Here is a 15185-nt window from a genome sequence, read left to right as displayed (position 1 = left end):
GAGCCCCATGCGCGTTCTGGCGCTCATCCCAGCCCGCGGCGGCTCCAAGGGGTTGCCGGGCAAGAACCTGGCCCTGCTGGCCGGGCGTCCGTTGCTGGACTGGACGATAGAGGCCGCGCTGTCGTGCCCGGCCGTGAGCCGCACCGTGCTCTCCACCGATGACGCCGCGATCGCCGAGGCTGGGAGACGGGCGGGCGCCGAGACGCCGTTCATGCGGCCCGCCACGCTGGCCGAGGACGCCACCCCTGCCCTGCCGGTGATCGTGCACGCGATCGAGACGCTAGCGGCGCAGGGCGCAGACTATGACGCGGTCGCGTATCTGCAGCCCACCTCCCCGCTTCGCGCCGCCGCCGACATCGCGCGCGCCATCGCGATGATGGTCGAGACAGGCGCTGACACGGTGGTGTCCGTCGTGCCGGTGCCGCACCCGTTCTCGCCGACCTCGCTGATGCTGGAGACGGCCGACGGGCGCCTGGAGTTCTGCGCTCCGCCGGAGGCGCGCAAGTTCCGCCGGCAGGAGAAGGAGCGGCTCTTCGCGCGCAACGGCCCCGCCATCCTGCTGTCCCGGACGGCGACGCTGCTGGGCGGCGAGCTTTATGGCCCGCACATTCGGGCGCTACCCATGCATGAGTTTCGGTCGATCGACATCGACACCGCCGAGGACCTGATGCTGGCCGAGGCCGTTTTCCCGCTCGCGGCCGCGACGCTGGCCGGGGAACGCGCATGAGCCGGACGGCGACCATTCTGGTTCTGTCGCCGTTCGACATGATCACGCGCAACATGGTGGCGACCGACGTGGCGCATCGGCTGGCGGAGGAGCCGGGCCTGCGCACCATCCTGGCGACCCGCAACGATGCGGATGCGGCGCGGCTCGCCGCCCTGGGGCCGCAGATCACGCATGAGCCCATGGTGCGCTTTCTGAGAGCGCCGCGGAACTGGCGCGAACGCGCCGCCGAAGCGCTGCTGACGGCCGGCTACGGCCTGCATCTCGTGCTCACGCACCGGTTCAACGCGGTGCGTGGGTTCAAGGGACATCAGGACCGGCTGGCGCAGTCGTGGGCCATGCGCAAGCCGGCGCTGCGCGAGGGGCTGCCGGTGCTGCGGTTCCTGGACAAGCCCTTCCCGCGCTCGCGCGGTCTCCTGGATGGGCTCGGCCGGCTCTATTGGGCCGGCTGGCAGCGGCATCCGCGCGCCGTGGAGCTCTTCGATCGGGAGAAGCCCGACATGGTGGTGCTGGCGCATTGCCAGAACCATTTCGTCGCGCCTTACGTGCTCGAGGCTTTGAAGCGTGGCGTTCCGATCCTGGGCGTGAACGGCAGTTGGGACCAGCCCACCACCAAGGGCCCGCTGGTTCCGGGCATCCGCCGCATGCTCGCGCAAAGCCGCAACGTCGTGCGCGATCTCGTTGAGCATCATGGCGTTTCGGCCGAGGACTGCGTCGTCGTCGGCTGGCCGCAGATGGACATCTACGCCCGGCCGGAGGCGCATGTCGGGCGCGAGGACTTTCTGCGACAGGTCGGCCTTCCACCCGGGCGGCGCTACATCCTGGTCGGCGCCTACACGGAGCGGCTCGGCCCGCACGAGCCCGCAATGTGCCGCTGGATCGCGGACGCCAATGCGCGCGGCGTGTTCGGGCCCGACGTGACGCTTTGGATCCGTTGCCACCCCAACGAGACGCAGGCGGCCGAGCGCTTCGGCGATCTGGAGAAGCGCCCGGACGTCGTGGTCGAGAAGCCCGGCATGGGCGACCTCGCCGGCCTCGCCAATCTCGTGCGGCACGCCGCCTGCGTGGTGTCGTCGGCCGGAACGATCTCGCTGGATGCGGCGGCGCTGGACACCCCCGCCATCGCGGTGGCGTTCGAGGACGAGAGCCTGCCCTTCCATGACCGGCCGTCGCGGCGCTACGACATGGAGCACTATGCGGCCGTGATGGCGACCCGCGGGGTGCGCAAGGTGACGAGCATCGACGAACTCGGCGCGGCGATCACGGCCTATCTGGCCGACCGCGCCCGTGACGCCGCCGAGCGCGCAGCGCTGCGGGCCGAGCACCTCGAACCGCTGGATGGCCGTTCGGCCGAGCGGACCGTCGCCGAGATCATGCGCGCCCTGCGCGATTTCGCCGGAGCCGCCGCGTGAGCGCGCCGCGCGTCCTGTTCACCTACTGGGGGCGGCGCGGGCCGATCTCAAACCTTGCCCTGGAGCTCGGGCGTGCGGCGCAAACATCCGACGTCCTCGACGTCCATGTGAGCGTATCCAGCCAGAACGAAATCTTCGAACGCTTCAAACAGCTTGGGCCGCGGCTCCACCCCGTCGAGACGTTCAGGCGCGGCGCCGGGGCGGCGGCGCTGTGGCGGGCGTTCGCGATCCGCCGGCAGGTCGCCGCGCTGGTCCGACGCGAGCGGATCGACGCCGTCGTGGAGTTGATGCCCCATGTCTGGTCGCCCCTCGCGATGCCGGCGGCGCGTGGCGCGGGCGCGCGTTACATCACGGTGGTGCATGACGCGCAGGCGCATCCCGGCGATCCGACCAGCGCGGCCAACGCCATCATGAACCTGTGTGTGCCGCTGGCCGATCACGTCATTACGTTGAGCAACGCCGTCGCAAAACGCCTGGTCGACGCCCGCCGGGCGCCGGCGGCCAAGATCACGACGCTGTTTCATCCCGACCTGACGCTGGCGGGCGAGCCCGCGATCCGGACACTGCGGCCAGGCGCGCCGGTCAGGCTGCTCTTTCTTGGGCGCATCCTGCCCTACAAGGGCCTGCCGCTCTTTCTGGACGCCATCGAGGCGCTGCGGCGTCGCGGCATGGCGGTGGAGTTCGGCGTCTTTGGCGAGGGTCCGCTCGGCCCGGAGGTGGAGCGCATCGGGCGGCTTGGCGGCGAACTGGTGAACCGCTGGCTCGGCGACGACGAGATAGCCGCCATCCTGCCGCGCTTCGACGCCGTGATGCTGTCGCATACCGAAGCGAGCCAATCCGGCGTGGCCGCCGTGGCGTTCGGGGCCGGATTGCCGATCGTCACGACCCCTGTCGGGGGGCTCTCCGAGCAGGTGCAGGACGGGCTCACCGGCATGGTCGCCGCGCGGGTCGACGCCGAGGCTCTCGCGGACGCGACCCAGCGCCTGTGTTTCGAAGGCTCTTACGACGCGATCGCGGCGTGCATCCGCAACCGCGCGGCCGAACGATCGGTGGAGCGCTTTCTGCGCGAGATCGCCGCCCTGGCGCTGAGCGAGCCCGTCGCTTCCTGATCGGACCTGCGGGTCCAAACCAGCTCCGTTCCAACCGACAAAGCCGCAGCCGGCGTGATCATACACGCCCGGCCGGCGCCGCCGCTTCGTATGCGGCGCGCCCATCGCTTCCTCCAAACGAAAAGACCCCGGCGCGAACGCCGGGGTCCCAGACCAGTCCTAAAGGACGGATCAGAAGTCGCGCTGGATCTTCAGGCGGGTGTTCCACACCGAGTCGTTCTTCACAGAACGGGCCAGCGGGTCCGTGCCGACGAAGGTCTGGCTCAGGCCGTTGCTGACGTTGGCGTGGATGTAGTTGACCTCGGCGCCGATGTCGAGATCCTTGATCGGCGACCAGGTCACGTTGGTGCCCAGGGTCCAGTAGGTCAGGTCGCGAGCGCGGTTCGAGAACGCGGTGCCGGCGCCGACGCCAGGAGCAGTGCCGAACGCGGCGAAAGCCGAGCCAGGAGCATCGCTCTTGATGTACGAAGCAAGGAACGCCTGACGGATGGTCGGGGTCCAGTAGTGCAGCATGGCGGCCGTCAGGCCCCAAACCGCGGGCTTCTCGATGTCGTAGGTAGCGACGCCGCCGATGGCGCCGGTGCCGACGAGGTACGCGTCAGGAATGATCGCGCCCGTGCCACCGAAGTTCCACGCCGTCTTGCCGAGACCGAAGGGGTTCGACAGGATGTAGGACGGAGCGCCCTTGGTGTACGTGCCCTGCAGGTACAGGGTGTCGCCGGGGGCGAGCATCGGCAGGTTGATCTTCGTGCCGAGGTTCACCGCGAAGCCGTACTCGGAGTCAGGCGAGTTGGCGTTGGTGCCGACAGAAGCGCCAGTCGTGGCGATGTTGCCGACGCGGATCTGGTGCAGAGCGCCAGAGAGCTGCACCGAGCCCCAAGCCTGGTCGAGGCGAAGGTTGGCAACCACGTCCGGGATCGAGTCGCCGGTGTAGCCGTAGGTGCCGACGACCGTGCCGCCCGGGAGCAGGAAGTTGCCGGCGTTCAGGCCGGAGCGACGCTCCTGCGCGTCTTCGAGCGACAGGGTGGCCGAGAAGCCGCCGCCGAACGAAGCCGTGTAGGCGAGGAGGTTGGTGGTCAGCGACGAACCAGCGGTCGTGCCGACGTATTCCAGATCGCCGCCGTAGAAGTCGAAGAACGACTGCGTACGACCAGCGGTCAGGCCGCCGAACTGAACGAAGGCGCGGTTGAGGTCGACCTGGGTCTGAGCCTGGCCGGCGTAATCAACGCCCGTGCCCGTGAAGGCGGTGCCGACGCGGATGGCCGAACCGGAGTAGATCTGGCCGATACGACGCGAGATGTCGTAGCGAACGTAGGCGCGGAGCAGGCCGTACTCGGTGGCCGTGCGGGCGTCGACGTAGATACGGCCGGTCGTGCGCGAGCCGGTCGTGGCGTCGTTGCGGGCGAAGGGCTCGCCGTACTGGTACTCGAAGCGAGCGCGGCCACCGATGCGAATGCAGGTGTCGGTGCCCGGGATGTAGAAGAAGCCAGCTCCGAAGGTCGAGCAAACGCGAACGTACTCGACCGGCGCGGCCTTCTTGGACGGCAGATCGGCAGCCTGAGCGCCGGACACGGTGGCGATGCCCGCCGCCGTGGCCATCAGCAGCCTCGTCTTGATGTTCATTTTCAGCTCCTTGGCTTCCACCCTGTACGGGTACGCCGTGATCGAAGGTCTATCGGCGAAACCACACGCAGAGCGGAGGTCTCGATTTTTTTGGCCAGCATTTGGCAAGATCTAGACTTGCCGAGCGCCGCTCCAGGTTCGTGCTCAGAGAGGAAGCCCCCCTCTCGGTCGAGCGAGTCGGAAAGTAGCACGACCTATGGTTGCAACAACTCCAAACCCAATCTAACGCGGGTTTCTCCCTGCGATTGGAAGTCGTTGTTGCATTTCTGCATCGAACGCAGCATGCCCCGAAAGCGCCACTCAGGGCTGCGGGAACGGCTCGCGTTACTGGTGATCGGGGCTGAAACGACTTGCTGGACCCCATTATCGCCGCCTTTCGGCTGCAATCCGCCGTGGGCTTACGCCGTTTGATCAGCAGCGCGATCGCAGGGCGACCGACGACGGCGAGGGATCATTGCCTATCAAAGTCTTGTTTGTTTCTTGATATATGTTTGCTATCGTTTTCCGTGCGCGAACGACTCGTGGGGACCACAGCATTGAGCGACGAATCGTCAGTGGCCGAAATGGTCGACTTCCTTTTCCCCATGTCCGGCTCAGCGGCCGTGTCGGCCTTCGCGGGCGCGTTTCCGCAGCGGTTTCCGCCCGGTGTTGTGGTGAGCGAACAGGGATCGACGCCTCGCTTCGTGTATGGCGTGCTGGAAGGACGGGTCGAGACCGTCGTGACGACCGGCCAGCGCGAGAGCACGGTCGAGTTGCATGGCCCTTGCTCCCTGCTCGAGTTGTGGTCGGCGCTAGGTGACGAGCCCTCCCCGCACGCGATCCGGACCTGTGCAAGGTCGCGGCTGCTGGTGATCCCGGTCGATACGCTCCGAGCGCTCTACGACCGCGAGCCTTCGTTTGCGCGGGAAGTCACCAGCATGATCGTTCGGCAGGTCGGCCGGGCGCAGGCTGCACTCGCCGATCAGAAGCTGCGCAGCGCGGCCGAACGGCTGGCGCGATGGCTTGCCGAAACCGCACAGCCCGAGCGGCTCGGGTGCTGGGTGAAGCTGCCCATCTCCAAGCAGCTCCTCGCGAGCTATATCGGCACCACGCCCGAGCACCTCGCCAAGGGCTTCGTCCAACTCAAGGACTATGGCGTCGAAATTCGCCGCAAGGAGGTGCTGGTGCGCGACATCGCCTCGCTGCGCTCCTTCGCGCAGCTCGATCACGCAACCCGCAACGCCGCCTGAGCGCGGCCGCGCGCATGCGGCTTCGTTAGTTTCCGTTCACCACTTCGGCAGCTTGCCGGGCGCCCGGCTGAGACTTTCATTCCGCTCTCACGTTCCCGCACGCATGATCGACGCAGGTTTGGTCGATACTGCGAGGGGAGATCGCCATGAGGTTGGGTGTCGGAGTGGGTATCTGTGCGACCGCGATCGTCGCCTTTGGCGGAGCGGCCCAGGCGGGCGACCCCTTCTATGGGCGCGTGCCGGTCACCGGGCCGGATGAGGCGCTCGTGCTGTATGAGCCCGCGCCGCCGGTCTATCCCGATTACCGCATCCGCGCGCGCTACGTCGCGATCCCGGTGATCAACCACGCGGGCGTGCTCTACAACCATCCCCTGCCGGTCGCCCGGCCGCATTACTATCCAGCGGTGATTTCGGCGCGGTACTGAGCCCTCACGCAGCGCCGGTCAGGTGCTGCGGAACACGACGCCATCGCCCTCCAGCACGGCGCAGGAGAGCCGATTCGAGAAATACGCGCCGGTGTCGACGTTGATGCGGTTGCGACGGCGCTCCGGCGCCGGCGCGGGCGAATGGCCGTGGACCACGATCTTCCCGAAATCCTCATCCGAATAAAGAAACGTGTCGCGGATCCAGAGAAGGTCGCGACTGTGCTGTGACGCCAGCGGTATTCCCGGCGCCACGCCCGCATGGGCGAAGAAATAGCCGCCCACGGAGGTAGAAGTCCTCAGCGAGGCCAGGAAGTCGAGATGCTCGCCCGGAACCGCCTGGGCGAAGTGCCGCTGCCCGCGGTCTCGGCCCCGGCCGGCGGGCGCCCCATAGGACCTCGTGGTCTCGAGTCCGCCGACCCCGAGCCAGAACGCGAAGGCTTCCGCGTCGACGAGCGCCCTTTCCATCATCTGTTCGTGGTTGCCCTTGAGGCAGACGGCTCCTTTGCCGACCACCCTTTGGATCACGCGATCGATAACGCCCCGGCTGTCGGCCCCGCGGTCCACATAGTCGCCGAGGAAGATCTCGATCGCCTGCCCGATGGGACGGCGTCGGCGGTCGTCGTCGATGAAGGCCAGCATCAGGTCCAGGAGATCGGACCGGCCATGGATGTCGCCCACGGCGTAGATCCGAACATCCGGCGGCAGTCTCGGCGATGCATGGTTCATTGTGGCGCAGCAGTCTCTGTATTTTGGCCATCGGCGCGGAGGCGAATCCGCCCGCCAGGTTGCGACGCGGCACCAGCGCTACCACGGCCGTAAACGGCGGGCCACAGGCCTGCGCAAACGGGCGCCGAAACGTGGCCGAAGCCGTGGAGCTTCTCGCCTTCTGGCGCGTTGAGCGACACGATTTTCCCCTCCCCCGATCGAGGCCACGATGAACATGGAAAGCCCGAAGCCGGCGACGGCGCAGTCGCAGGCTGCGCCGCAGGTGATGAAGAAGTCCCGCGTGAGGGAGGGGCAGCCGTTCCCGCTGGGCGCGAACTGGGATGGCCTGGGCGTGAACTTCGCCCTGTTCTCGGCCAACGCCACCAAGGTCGAGCTCTGCCTGTTCGACATCTCGGGCGAGACCGAACTCGAGCGCATCGAGCTGCCCGAGTACACGGACGAGGTGTGGCACGGCTACCTGCCGGACGCCCGGCCCGGCACCGTCTACGCCTTCAGGGTGCACGGCCCGTACGAGCCGACGGCCGGCCACCGGTTCAACCCCAACAAGCTTTTGCTGGACCCCTACGCCAAGCAGATCGACGGCGAGCTGACCTGGAACCCGGCTCTGTTCGGCTACACGCTGGACCACCCGGACAAGGACCTCTCCTTCGACGAGCGCGACAGCGCCAAGTTCATGCCGAAGTGCCGGGTGATCGACCCCGCCTTCACGTGGGGATCGCAGCGTCGGCCGCAGTCGCCCTGGGACCGCGCCATCATCTACGAGGCGCATCTGCGCGGCTTCACGATGCGCCACCCCGCCGTGCCGGACGACCTGCGGGGCACCTTCTCGGGTATGATGCAGCACGAGGTCATCGAATATATCCGCGGGCTGGGCGTCACCGCCGTCGAGCTGCTGCCCATCCACGCCTTCGTGGACGACAGCTACCTCGTCGAAAAAGGCATGCGGAACTACTGGGGCTACAACTCCATCGGCTTCTTCGCGCCGCACCCGCGCTATCTCGCTTCGCCCTTCGTGAACGAGATCAAGGAGATGGTGGCGCACTTCCATGACGCCGGCGTCGAGGTGATCCTCGACGTGGTCTACAACCACACGGCGGAAGGCAATGAGCTCGGGCCGACGCTGTCGTTCAAGGGCATCGACAACGCTTCGTACTACCGGCTCGCGCCGGACAAGCGCTACTACATCAATGACACCGGCACCGGAAACACCGTCAATCTCTCCAACTCGCGGGTGTTGCAGCTCGTCACCGACAGCCTGCGCTACTGGGCCGAGGAGATGCACATCGACGGCTTCCGCTTCGACCTCGCCACCATCCTTGGGCGTGAGCCGCACGGGTTCGAAGAGGACGGCCGGTTCCTGGACGCATGCCGGCAGGACCCGACGCTCGCCAAGGTCAAGCTGATCGCCGAGCCGTGGGACTGCGGTCCCGGCGGCTACCAGGTGGGGCGGTTCTCGCCCGGCTGGGCGGAGTGGAACGACCGCTACCGCGACACCGTGCGGGCCTACTGGAAGGGCGACGAAGGCAAGCTGCCCGAGCTCGCCGCGCGCATGACGGGCTCGGCCGACTTCTTCAACAAGCGGGGCCGCAAGCCCTGGGCTTCGGTGAACTTCATCACCGCCCATGACGGCTTCACGCTGAACGATCTCGTCTCGTACAACGAGAAGCACAACGAGGCGAACGGCGAGGACAACCGCGACGGCCACTCGGACAACCTGTCCTGGAACCATGGCGTCGAGGGGCCGACCGACGACGCCGAGATCAAGGACCTTCGCTTCCGCCAGATGCGCAACATGCTGGCTACGCTCATCTTCTCGCAGGGCACCCCGATGCTGCTGGCCGGCGACGAGTTCGCCCGCACGCAGAACGGCAACAACAACGCCTACTGCCAGGACAACGAGATCGGCTGGATCGACTGGGACAAGATCACCCCGGAAGGCAAGGCGCTGACCGAGTTCGTGCGCCAGATCATCGCCATCCGGCAGTCGCAGCCCATGCTGCGGCGCGGACGGTTCCTGAGCGGCGCCTACAACGCCGAGATGGACATCAAGGAGGTGACCTGGCTCACCCCCACGGCCGACGAGATGACGCCCGAGAACTGGAACGACGGCAACGCCCGCTGTTTCGGCGTTGTTCTGGACGGCCGGGCGCAGCCCTCCGGCATCCGCAAGCGCGGCAGCGACCGCACGCTGATGCTGATCCTCAACGCCCACCACGACGTGGTGGAGTTCGTGTTGCCGGAGGTGGCGGGCGGCCGCGACTGGCGGCGTCTGGTCGACACCAACGTCACCGAGTTCGAGGACGAGGAGGAGCGCCTGCCGCTCGGCCACGCCTACCAGGTGACCGGCCGCTCGCTGCTGGTGCTGGAGCTCCGGCCGGCGAAGAAGCGGCCGGCTTAGGCCGAACGGCGCGGCGCGTCCCGTTTCTCGTCAGCGGAAACGGGATGCGCCGCCAGGTTCAGAAAACCCCTGCCCTTTCGAGGCCCACTACGGCGACCACCAGGATGAGCCCCGCCGCCGCGGCGAGCAGCATGGGGCGCATCCCCATGCCGCGGCCCACGAGGGCCAGACAGGCCACCATCGCGACGGCGGCGACGATCTTGTCCATCGCGGGCTCCTAGAGCGGCTTCAGGCCAGCCTCGATCTGGGCGCGGCGCGGCTCCAGGAAGGGCGGCAAGGCAAGCTTCTCGCCCAGGGTCTCCTTGGGCTCGTCGGAGTCGAAGCCCGGCCCATCGGTTGCGATCTCGAACAGCACGCCGTTCGGCTCCCGGAAATAGAGGCTCTGGAAATAAAAGCGATCCACCGGGCCGCTTGACGGGATCCGAAGTTCGCGAAGCCGCGCCGCCCAGGCCTGGTACTGCTCGGCGTCCGGCGTGCGAAACGCGACGTGGTGGACGCCGCCTGCGCCCTGGCGCGCTTCCGGCAGGTCGGGCTGCTCGGCGACGTGCAGCTCAGCCGCGGGGCCGCCCTCGCCCATCTCGAACACGTGCACGGCGTGCGGGCCGCGCTTGTAGATGCGGGCATGGCGCATGTTCATGACGTGCTCCAGCACCAGCTTGGTGGGCTCGACGTCCGGCACGCTGAGCGTGATCGGGCCGAGGCCGCGGATCTGATGCGCGGCCGGGACCGGGCTGCGATCCCACGGATGCGCCAGGCCGGCGCCGCCGTCGTCTACCAAGGCGAGGCGCTGGCCCTCGGGGTCCTCGAATTCGAGCGTGAGCCGCCCGTCCTGCTGCTCCAGCGGGCCATGCGCAACGCCGTGCTGGTCGAAGCGCGCCAGCCACCAGCGCAGGCTCTCCTCGCCGCCGACCCGGAACGCGGTGCGCGACACGCTGTGCGCGCCCCGGCGCTCGGGCCCGACCGGCCAATCGAAGAAGGTGATGTCCGTGCCGGGCGACGCCTCGGCGTCTGCATAGAAGAGATGGTAGGCGCTGGTGTCGTCCTGGTTCACGGTCTTCTTCACGAGCCGCAGGCCGAGCACGCGGGTGTAGAAATCGTGGTTGCCCTCGGCGTCGGCCGTGACGGCCGTGAGATGGTGGATGCCGGTGAGCTGCATGGCGGGGGTCCTCGCGGCGCGGGTGGTCCGCGCATCGTTGAGGCTCAAGATAAGCGCTCCGGCGCAAGACGACAGGGGCGCGGCATTGCGCGGGTGCAAAGCGCAGCGTGCGTCGTCCCTCCGACTTGACCGCGCGCGCCCGCGCGTGACAACTGCCGGCGCATCACAGGGAAGCCGTTTCGCATGTCGATCGTGAACTCCATCCGCGCCCAGGCCACGCCGATCCATCGGGAGGGCTGGCCGTTCATCGCCGGCTTCGCCGTGCTGGCGCTCATCCTGGGCTGGATCTGGGGACCGCTGGGCTGGATCGGCTGGATCCTCACCGCCTGGTGCACCTATTTCTTCCGGGATCCGGTTCGGACGGTGCCGGTGCGCGAGGGGCTGGTGATCTCGCCGGCCGACGGTCACGTTTCGCAGATCGTGGCCTGCGTGCCGCCGTCCGAGCTTGGCCTTTCCGACACGCCGCTGACGCGCGTCTCCATCTTCATGAACGTGTTCGACTGCCACGTGAACCGCGCGCCGGTGTCGGGTCGCATCTCCAAGATGGTCTACCGCCCCGGCCTGTTCCTGAACGCGGAACTGCACAAGGCCAGCGACGACAACGAGCGCAGCGGCATGGTGATCGACAGCATGGGCGGGCGCTATGGCGTGGTGCAGATCGCCGGGCTGATCGCGCGGCGCATCGTGCCCTTCGTCAAGGAAGGCGAGACGCTGGCGGTGGGCGAGCGCTTCGGCCTGATCCGCTTCGGCTCGCGCGTCGACGTGTACCTGCCCGAAGGCGTGCGCCCGCTCGTGGGCGAGGGCCAGAAGGCGGTGGCGGGCGAGACCGTGCTGGCGGACGCCCGCGCGGCCGATCCGGCCCGCAGCTTCGCGGCCATCTGAACCGGCGGTGCGGAACCGGGAAAGCCGTTTCCCCTTCCCGCGCCGGTTCTCTATGCTGCGCCGCGCATGACCGACCTGTTTCCTCCCTATGAGCCCGGCGACGAGCCGCGACGCCGCCGGTTCCAGCCGGTGCCGCTGCGCGTTCTCCTGCCGAACCTTGTGACGCTTCTGTCGCTGTGCGCCGGCCTCACGGCCATGCGGCTCGCGATCGAAGGCGACGACAAGCTCGACCGGGCCGTGGTGTTCATTCTGATCGCAGCCGTGCTGGACGGGCTGGACGGGCGCCTGGCGCGCCTGCTGAAGGGCACCTCCCGCTTTGGGGCGGAGCTCGATTCGCTGGCCGATTTCGTCAGCTTCGGCGTCGCGCCGGCGATGATCCTCTACACCTACAGCCTGCACAACATCCCGTCGCTCGGGTGGCTGGTGGCGCTCGCCTTCGCGATGGCGGCGGCGCTCAGGCTGGCGCGCTTCAACGTCATGATCGACGACCCGATGCGGCCGGACTGGCAGAAGAACTTCTTTGTCGGCATCCCGGCCCCGGCCGGCGCGCTGGCGGGCCTGCTGCCGATCTACATCCACCTCGTCGGCATCGACCGGCCCGCCGGCTTCGTGGTTCTCGAGGCCGTCTACGCGCTGTTCATCGCGCTGATGATGGTGAGCCGCATCCCGACCTACGCGGGCAAGACGCTGGGCAGCCGCGTGCCACGGGAGTGGGCCATCCCGCTGCTGCTCGCGGTGGCGCTGTTCATTACGCTTCTGGTGATCCACACCTTCCTGTTGCTGCTCGTGATCACGTTGGTCTACCTCGCGTTGATCCCGCTCGGCGTGTCGCGCTACCGGGCGCGCGAGCGGGCCGAGGCGCGCGGCAAGGCGCCAGAGCCGACGCCGGCGCCGGAAGCCGGCGAGATCTGAATGCCGGCGCCCCGACCGCGCGCCGGGGCTCGGTTCACAACCCATCATGATTGCCCTACGGTCCCGGCCCGAAGCGGCCGGAGCCGCACAACGACCGGAGATCTCCTTGGCTGGTGAGGCGAAAGACTGGCGGCCCAAGCTCGTGCTGGCGTCCGCCTCGCCGCGCCGTCTGGCGCTGCTGCAGCAGATCGGCGTCGAGCCCGACGCGCTGCTGCCCAGCGATCTCGACGAGAGCCCGCTGAAGGGCGAGCGTCCCAAGGCGCTGGCGCGGAGGTTGGCGCGCGAGAAGGCGGAGCGCGCCCTGACGGTGCTGAAGAGCCGCGACGACATCAAGGGCGCGTTCATCGTGGCGGCCGACACCGTGGTGGCGCGCGGCAACCGCATCCTGCCCAAGCCTGAGCACGTGGAGGAGGGCGCACAGTGCCTGCGGCTCCTCTCCGGGCGAGGGCATCGCGTCTACACGGGCCTGTGCGTCGTCACCCCGAAGGAAGGCTTTCGCGAACGGCTCGTCGAGACGCGCGTCTCGTTCAAGCACCTGTCGCGACAGGACATCGAAGCCTATCTGGCCTCCGGCGAATGGCGCGGCAAAGCCGGCGGCTACGCCGTGCAGGGCCGCGCCGGCGCCTTCGTGACCAAGCTTGTCGGCTCCTATTCGAGCGTAGTGGGGCTGCCGCTCTATGAAACGGTGGCGCTACTCACCGGCGAGGGCTATCCGGTGCAAATGTCCTGGCTGAACGCCGTCTAGGGAGCATCATCCATGGTGGATCGTCTGAAGGGCAAGGCCGCGCTGGTGGTGGGCGCAGGCTCCATCGGCCCCGGCTGGGGCAACGGCAAGGCGACGGCCGTGACCTTCTCGCGCGAGGGCGCCCGGGTGGTGTGCGCCGACATCAACCTTGCGGCCGCCGAGGAAACGGCCGAGCTCATCCGCGCCGAAGGCGGCGAGGCGATCGCCCTGCAGGCCAACGTCACCAAGCTGGCCGACATCGACGCCATGGTGGAAGCCACGCTGGCGGCCTATGGGCGGATCGACGTGCTCGACAACAATGTCGGCATCGCGGAGGTCGGCGGCGTCGTGGAGCTCGAGGAAGCCGAGTGGGACCGCGTTTTCGACGTGAACCTGAAGAGCGCCTTCCTGACCATGAAGCGCGTGATCCCGGTGATGGAGCGCCAGGGCGGCGGCTCCATCGTGAACATCTCGTCGGTGGCGTCGCTGCGCTGGACGGGCGTGCCTTATGCGTCCTACTACGCCTCCAAAGCGGCGCTGAACCACCTCACCAAGACCACTGCGGTGCAGTACGCCGCCCAAAACATCCGGGTGAACGCGGTTCTGCCCGGCTTGATGAAGACTCCCATGGTGGCGCATTCGGCCGGGCTCGCGGCGACTTATTCGGGCGGCGACGTCGAGGAGATGTGGCGCAAGCGCGCGTCGCAGGTGCCGATGGGCCGCCAGGGCGAAGCCTGGGACGTCGCCAACGCGGCGCTGTTCCTGGCCAGCGACGAGAGTCGGTACGTCACCGGCCTCGAACTCATCGTAGATGGCGGATTGACCCTGAAATATGCCTGACGACACCAGAAATCCCGACGACAAAGTTCCCGGCGGCCTGCCCGAGCCCGCCAACGACCCCGCTCCGCAGACCATGGGCGCCTGCCCGATGTGCGGCAAGCCGGCGGAGCTGAAATACCGCCCCTTCTGCTCGAAGCGCTGCGCGGACCTCGACCTGTCGCGCTGGCTCAACGGCGTCTACGCCGTGCCGGTGGACCCGAAGGACGAGGAAGACGAGGAGGTTTAAGGTGGCCGAGCCTTATGGCTGGAGGGACCTGCCCAGCCATGCGGTGACTTCGCTCACGAAGCTCTCCGCATCGACAAGCGCTTGGCGGGCGGTTGGGACATCGATGTAAATCTCGCGGTAGTCCGCGACCATCCGGAGTTCATGGAGCCGGTTCAGAATGCGGCCGGCTGCCACGGTCATCATTCCAGGCTTTACGAGACGCAGTCCGAAGGACGCGATTAGTGCGCTATGGGTTTTTGCGTGAGTAGCGCCATTCACGTCGTCGAGCGCAAGCATGGCGGCTCTCGCGGCGTCGTACGCAGCATAGTAGCTGCGATTCAGACAGCCTTCCACATCGTCAGCATCGAGCAAGAGCCGCGCGGAGGAGAGCGCAACGCTAGCTTTTTGCATCAGGCCATCGCGCGTCACAGGGGGACGCCGTCCCGCCGTATGTTTTGCAGGAGCTGAGGATTGGGATAGCGGGCCGGGTGATCCCACTCCTCTTCCCAGATCGGTAAGGGCTGGATCAGCACCCCAGTCTCGAGAAGGACATCGAACGCGATGTCCGCCAAAGCGAGCTTCGTTCGCAGGAATTCGGCTGGCGGGCCCGTCATGATGACGGCGACGTCTGCGTCGCTCGACGCAGCGTGCTGGCCCCTGGCGCGGCTGCCAAAGAGCACAGCCCGGCTCACTGAAAAGCGTTTCTGCGCTTGGTCCAGAAATCTGTCCGTCGCTGAACGCGTGACGCGGTCGATCACATTCATTGCAAGCGCCTAATCTCCGGATCGAAATGTAGCATGATCCGAGCCGTCGCGCCCGA

At 67.6% G+C, this 15185-nt stretch carries 17 protein-coding genes; 11 read left to right on the top strand and 6 right to left on the bottom strand.

Going from position 1 to position 15185, the window contains the following annotated elements; translation table 11 throughout:
- The first annotated feature begins 7 nt into the window (after positions 1–7).
- Genes AC1DSZ_RS15925 through AC1DSZ_RS15915 form a run of 3 tightly spaced genes read left to right on the top strand, consistent with a single transcriptional unit; the run spans position 8 to position 3245 of the window.
- Positions 8–727 (top strand): acylneuraminate cytidylyltransferase family protein, encoded by a 720-nt coding sequence (locus tag AC1DSZ_RS15925; protein ID WP_476839321.1) that lies wholly within the window; start codon positions 8–10, stop codon positions 725–727.
- Complete coding sequence (locus AC1DSZ_RS15920) at positions 724–2136, top strand: hypothetical protein (protein ID WP_476839320.1); 1413 nt, start codon at positions 724–726, stop codon at positions 2134–2136. The genes AC1DSZ_RS15925 and AC1DSZ_RS15920 overlap by 4 nt, the downstream gene beginning before the upstream one ends.
- On the top strand, positions 2133–3245 hold the full coding sequence (locus AC1DSZ_RS15915) for a glycosyltransferase (protein ID WP_476839319.1): 1113 nt from the start codon (positions 2133–2135) through the stop codon (positions 3243–3245). Before AC1DSZ_RS15920 ends, AC1DSZ_RS15915 begins: the two co-directional genes overlap by 4 nt.
- A 171-nt stretch (positions 3246–3416) precedes the next feature.
- Here AC1DSZ_RS15915 and AC1DSZ_RS15910 read toward each other — a convergent pair whose 3' ends face one another.
- The gene (locus AC1DSZ_RS15910) at positions 3417–4868 is read right to left on the bottom strand and encodes a porin (RefSeq protein WP_476839318.1); all 1452 of its coding nucleotides are present in this window, start codon (positions 4866–4868) and stop codon (positions 3417–3419) included.
- Positions 4869–5404: 536 nt separating this feature from the next.
- On the opposite strand from AC1DSZ_RS15910, the gene AC1DSZ_RS15905 reads away from it, so the two are divergent.
- Together AC1DSZ_RS15905 and AC1DSZ_RS15900 are read left to right on the top strand one after the other, a co-directional pair.
- Complete coding sequence (locus AC1DSZ_RS15905) at positions 5405–6097, top strand: cyclic nucleotide-binding domain-containing protein (RefSeq protein WP_476839317.1); 693 nt, start codon at positions 5405–5407, stop codon at positions 6095–6097.
- A gap of 146 nt (positions 6098–6243) precedes the next feature.
- Positions 6244–6522, top strand: a complete 279-nt coding sequence (locus AC1DSZ_RS15900; protein ID WP_476839316.1) for a hypothetical protein — start codon at positions 6244–6246, stop codon at positions 6520–6522.
- Positions 6523–6540: 18 nt separating this feature from the next.
- On the opposite strand, the gene AC1DSZ_RS15895 is transcribed toward AC1DSZ_RS15900, so the two are convergent.
- Positions 6541–7248, bottom strand: a complete 708-nt coding sequence (locus tag AC1DSZ_RS15895) for a metallophosphoesterase family protein (protein ID WP_476839315.1) — start codon at positions 7246–7248, stop codon at positions 6541–6543.
- 214 nt (positions 7249–7462) lie between these two features.
- Here AC1DSZ_RS15895 and glgX point away from each other — a divergent pair, with 214 nt between their 5' ends.
- On the top strand, positions 7463–9646 hold the full coding sequence (glgX, locus tag AC1DSZ_RS15890; protein ID WP_476839446.1) for a glycogen debranching protein GlgX: 2184 nt from the start codon (positions 7463–7465) through the stop codon (positions 9644–9646).
- A 58-nt stretch (positions 9647–9704) separates the two neighbouring features.
- On the opposite strand, the gene AC1DSZ_RS15885 is transcribed toward glgX, so the two are convergent.
- On the bottom strand, positions 9705–9854 hold the full coding sequence (locus tag AC1DSZ_RS15885; RefSeq protein ID WP_476839314.1) for a hypothetical protein: 150 nt from the start codon (positions 9852–9854) through the stop codon (positions 9705–9707).
- Between the two features lie 9 nt (positions 9855–9863).
- A complete protein-coding gene (locus tag AC1DSZ_RS15880; RefSeq protein WP_476839445.1) occupies positions 9864–10802 on the bottom strand; it encodes a ring-cleaving dioxygenase in 939 nt (312 codons plus the stop codon).
- A 183-nt stretch (positions 10803–10985) separates the two neighbouring features.
- Between AC1DSZ_RS15880 and AC1DSZ_RS15875 the strand changes: the two genes are divergently transcribed.
- The 5 genes from AC1DSZ_RS15875 (at position 10986) to AC1DSZ_RS15855 (ending at position 14386) form a co-directional block, all read left to right on the top strand.
- Positions 10986–11684 carry a phosphatidylserine decarboxylase gene (locus AC1DSZ_RS15875; RefSeq protein WP_476839313.1) on the top strand — a complete coding sequence of 233 codons (699 nt, stop codon included), beginning with the start codon at positions 10986–10988 and terminating at the stop codon, positions 11682–11684.
- Between the two features lie 66 nt (positions 11685–11750).
- The gene (gene pssA, locus AC1DSZ_RS15870; RefSeq protein WP_476839312.1) at positions 11751–12596 is read left to right on the top strand and encodes a CDP-diacylglycerol--serine O-phosphatidyltransferase; all 846 of its coding nucleotides are present in this window, start codon (positions 11751–11753) and stop codon (positions 12594–12596) included.
- A 46-nt stretch (positions 12597–12642) separates the two neighbouring features.
- The gene (locus AC1DSZ_RS15865; protein WP_476839311.1) at positions 12643–13341 is read left to right on the top strand and encodes a Maf-like protein; all 699 of its coding nucleotides are present in this window, start codon (positions 12643–12645) and stop codon (positions 13339–13341) included.
- A 15-nt stretch (positions 13342–13356) separates the two neighbouring features.
- Positions 13357–14160, top strand: a complete 804-nt coding sequence (locus AC1DSZ_RS15860) for an SDR family NAD(P)-dependent oxidoreductase (protein WP_476839444.1) — start codon at positions 13357–13359, stop codon at positions 14158–14160.
- On the top strand, positions 14153–14386 hold the full coding sequence (locus tag AC1DSZ_RS15855; RefSeq protein ID WP_476839310.1) for a DNA gyrase inhibitor YacG: 234 nt from the start codon (positions 14153–14155) through the stop codon (positions 14384–14386). The genes AC1DSZ_RS15860 and AC1DSZ_RS15855 overlap by 8 nt, the downstream gene beginning before the upstream one ends.
- Before the next feature lie 12 nt (positions 14387–14398).
- On the opposite strand, the gene AC1DSZ_RS15850 is transcribed toward AC1DSZ_RS15855, so the two are convergent.
- Positions 14399–14776, bottom strand: a complete 378-nt coding sequence (locus tag AC1DSZ_RS15850) for a HEPN domain-containing protein (RefSeq protein ID WP_476839309.1) — start codon at positions 14774–14776, stop codon at positions 14399–14401.
- Between the two features lie 14 nt (positions 14777–14790).
- Positions 14791–15129: a nucleotidyltransferase domain-containing protein gene (locus AC1DSZ_RS15845; protein WP_476839308.1), complete on the bottom strand. Its 339-nt coding sequence runs from the start codon at positions 15127–15129 to the stop codon at positions 14791–14793.
- Positions 15130–15185 lie beyond the last annotated feature (56 nt).

The organism is Alsobacter sp. P4_H11 (assembly GCF_056400925.1).
Note: the sequence above shows the minus strand (reverse complement) of the source record. Positions and strands in the feature narration are given on the sequence as shown.

Bases quoted from the DNA above. Each gene is read 5' to 3' on its own strand.
- AC1DSZ_RS15925 (WP_476839321.1), top strand. From the start codon at position 8: ATGCGCGTTCTGGCGCTCATCCCAGCCCGCGGCGGCTCCAAGGGGTTG.
- AC1DSZ_RS15920 (WP_476839320.1), top strand. From the start codon at position 724: ATGAGCCGGACGGCGACCATTCTGGTTCTGTCGCCGTTCGACATGATC.
- AC1DSZ_RS15910 (WP_476839318.1), bottom strand. From the start codon at position 4,868: ATGAACATCAAGACGAGGCTGCTGATGGCCACGGCGGCGGGCATCGCC.
- AC1DSZ_RS15900 (WP_476839316.1), top strand. From the start codon at position 6,244: ATGAGGTTGGGTGTCGGAGTGGGTATCTGTGCGACCGCGATCGTCGCC.
- AC1DSZ_RS15895 (WP_476839315.1), bottom strand. From the start codon at position 7,248: ATGAACCATGCATCGCCGAGACTGCCGCCGGATGTTCGGATCTACGCC.
- glgX (WP_476839446.1), top strand. From the start codon at position 7,463: ATGGAAAGCCCGAAGCCGGCGACGGCGCAGTCGCAGGCTGCGCCGCAG.
- AC1DSZ_RS15885 (WP_476839314.1), bottom strand. From the start codon at position 9,854: ATGGACAAGATCGTCGCCGCCGTCGCGATGGTGGCCTGTCTGGCCCTC.
- AC1DSZ_RS15880 (WP_476839445.1), bottom strand. From the start codon at position 10,802: ATGCAGCTCACCGGCATCCACCATCTCACGGCCGTCACGGCCGACGCC.
- AC1DSZ_RS15875 (WP_476839313.1), top strand. From the start codon at position 10,986: ATGTCGATCGTGAACTCCATCCGCGCCCAGGCCACGCCGATCCATCGG.
- pssA (WP_476839312.1), top strand. From the start codon at position 11,751: ATGACCGACCTGTTTCCTCCCTATGAGCCCGGCGACGAGCCGCGACGC.
- AC1DSZ_RS15865 (WP_476839311.1), top strand. From the start codon at position 12,643: ATGATTGCCCTACGGTCCCGGCCCGAAGCGGCCGGAGCCGCACAACGA.
- AC1DSZ_RS15855 (WP_476839310.1), top strand. From the start codon at position 14,153: ATGCCTGACGACACCAGAAATCCCGACGACAAAGTTCCCGGCGGCCTG.
- AC1DSZ_RS15850 (WP_476839309.1), bottom strand. From the start codon at position 14,776: ATGCAAAAAGCTAGCGTTGCGCTCTCCTCCGCGCGGCTCTTGCTCGAT.
- AC1DSZ_RS15845 (WP_476839308.1), bottom strand. From the start codon at position 15,129: ATGAATGTGATCGACCGCGTCACGCGTTCAGCGACGGACAGATTTCTG.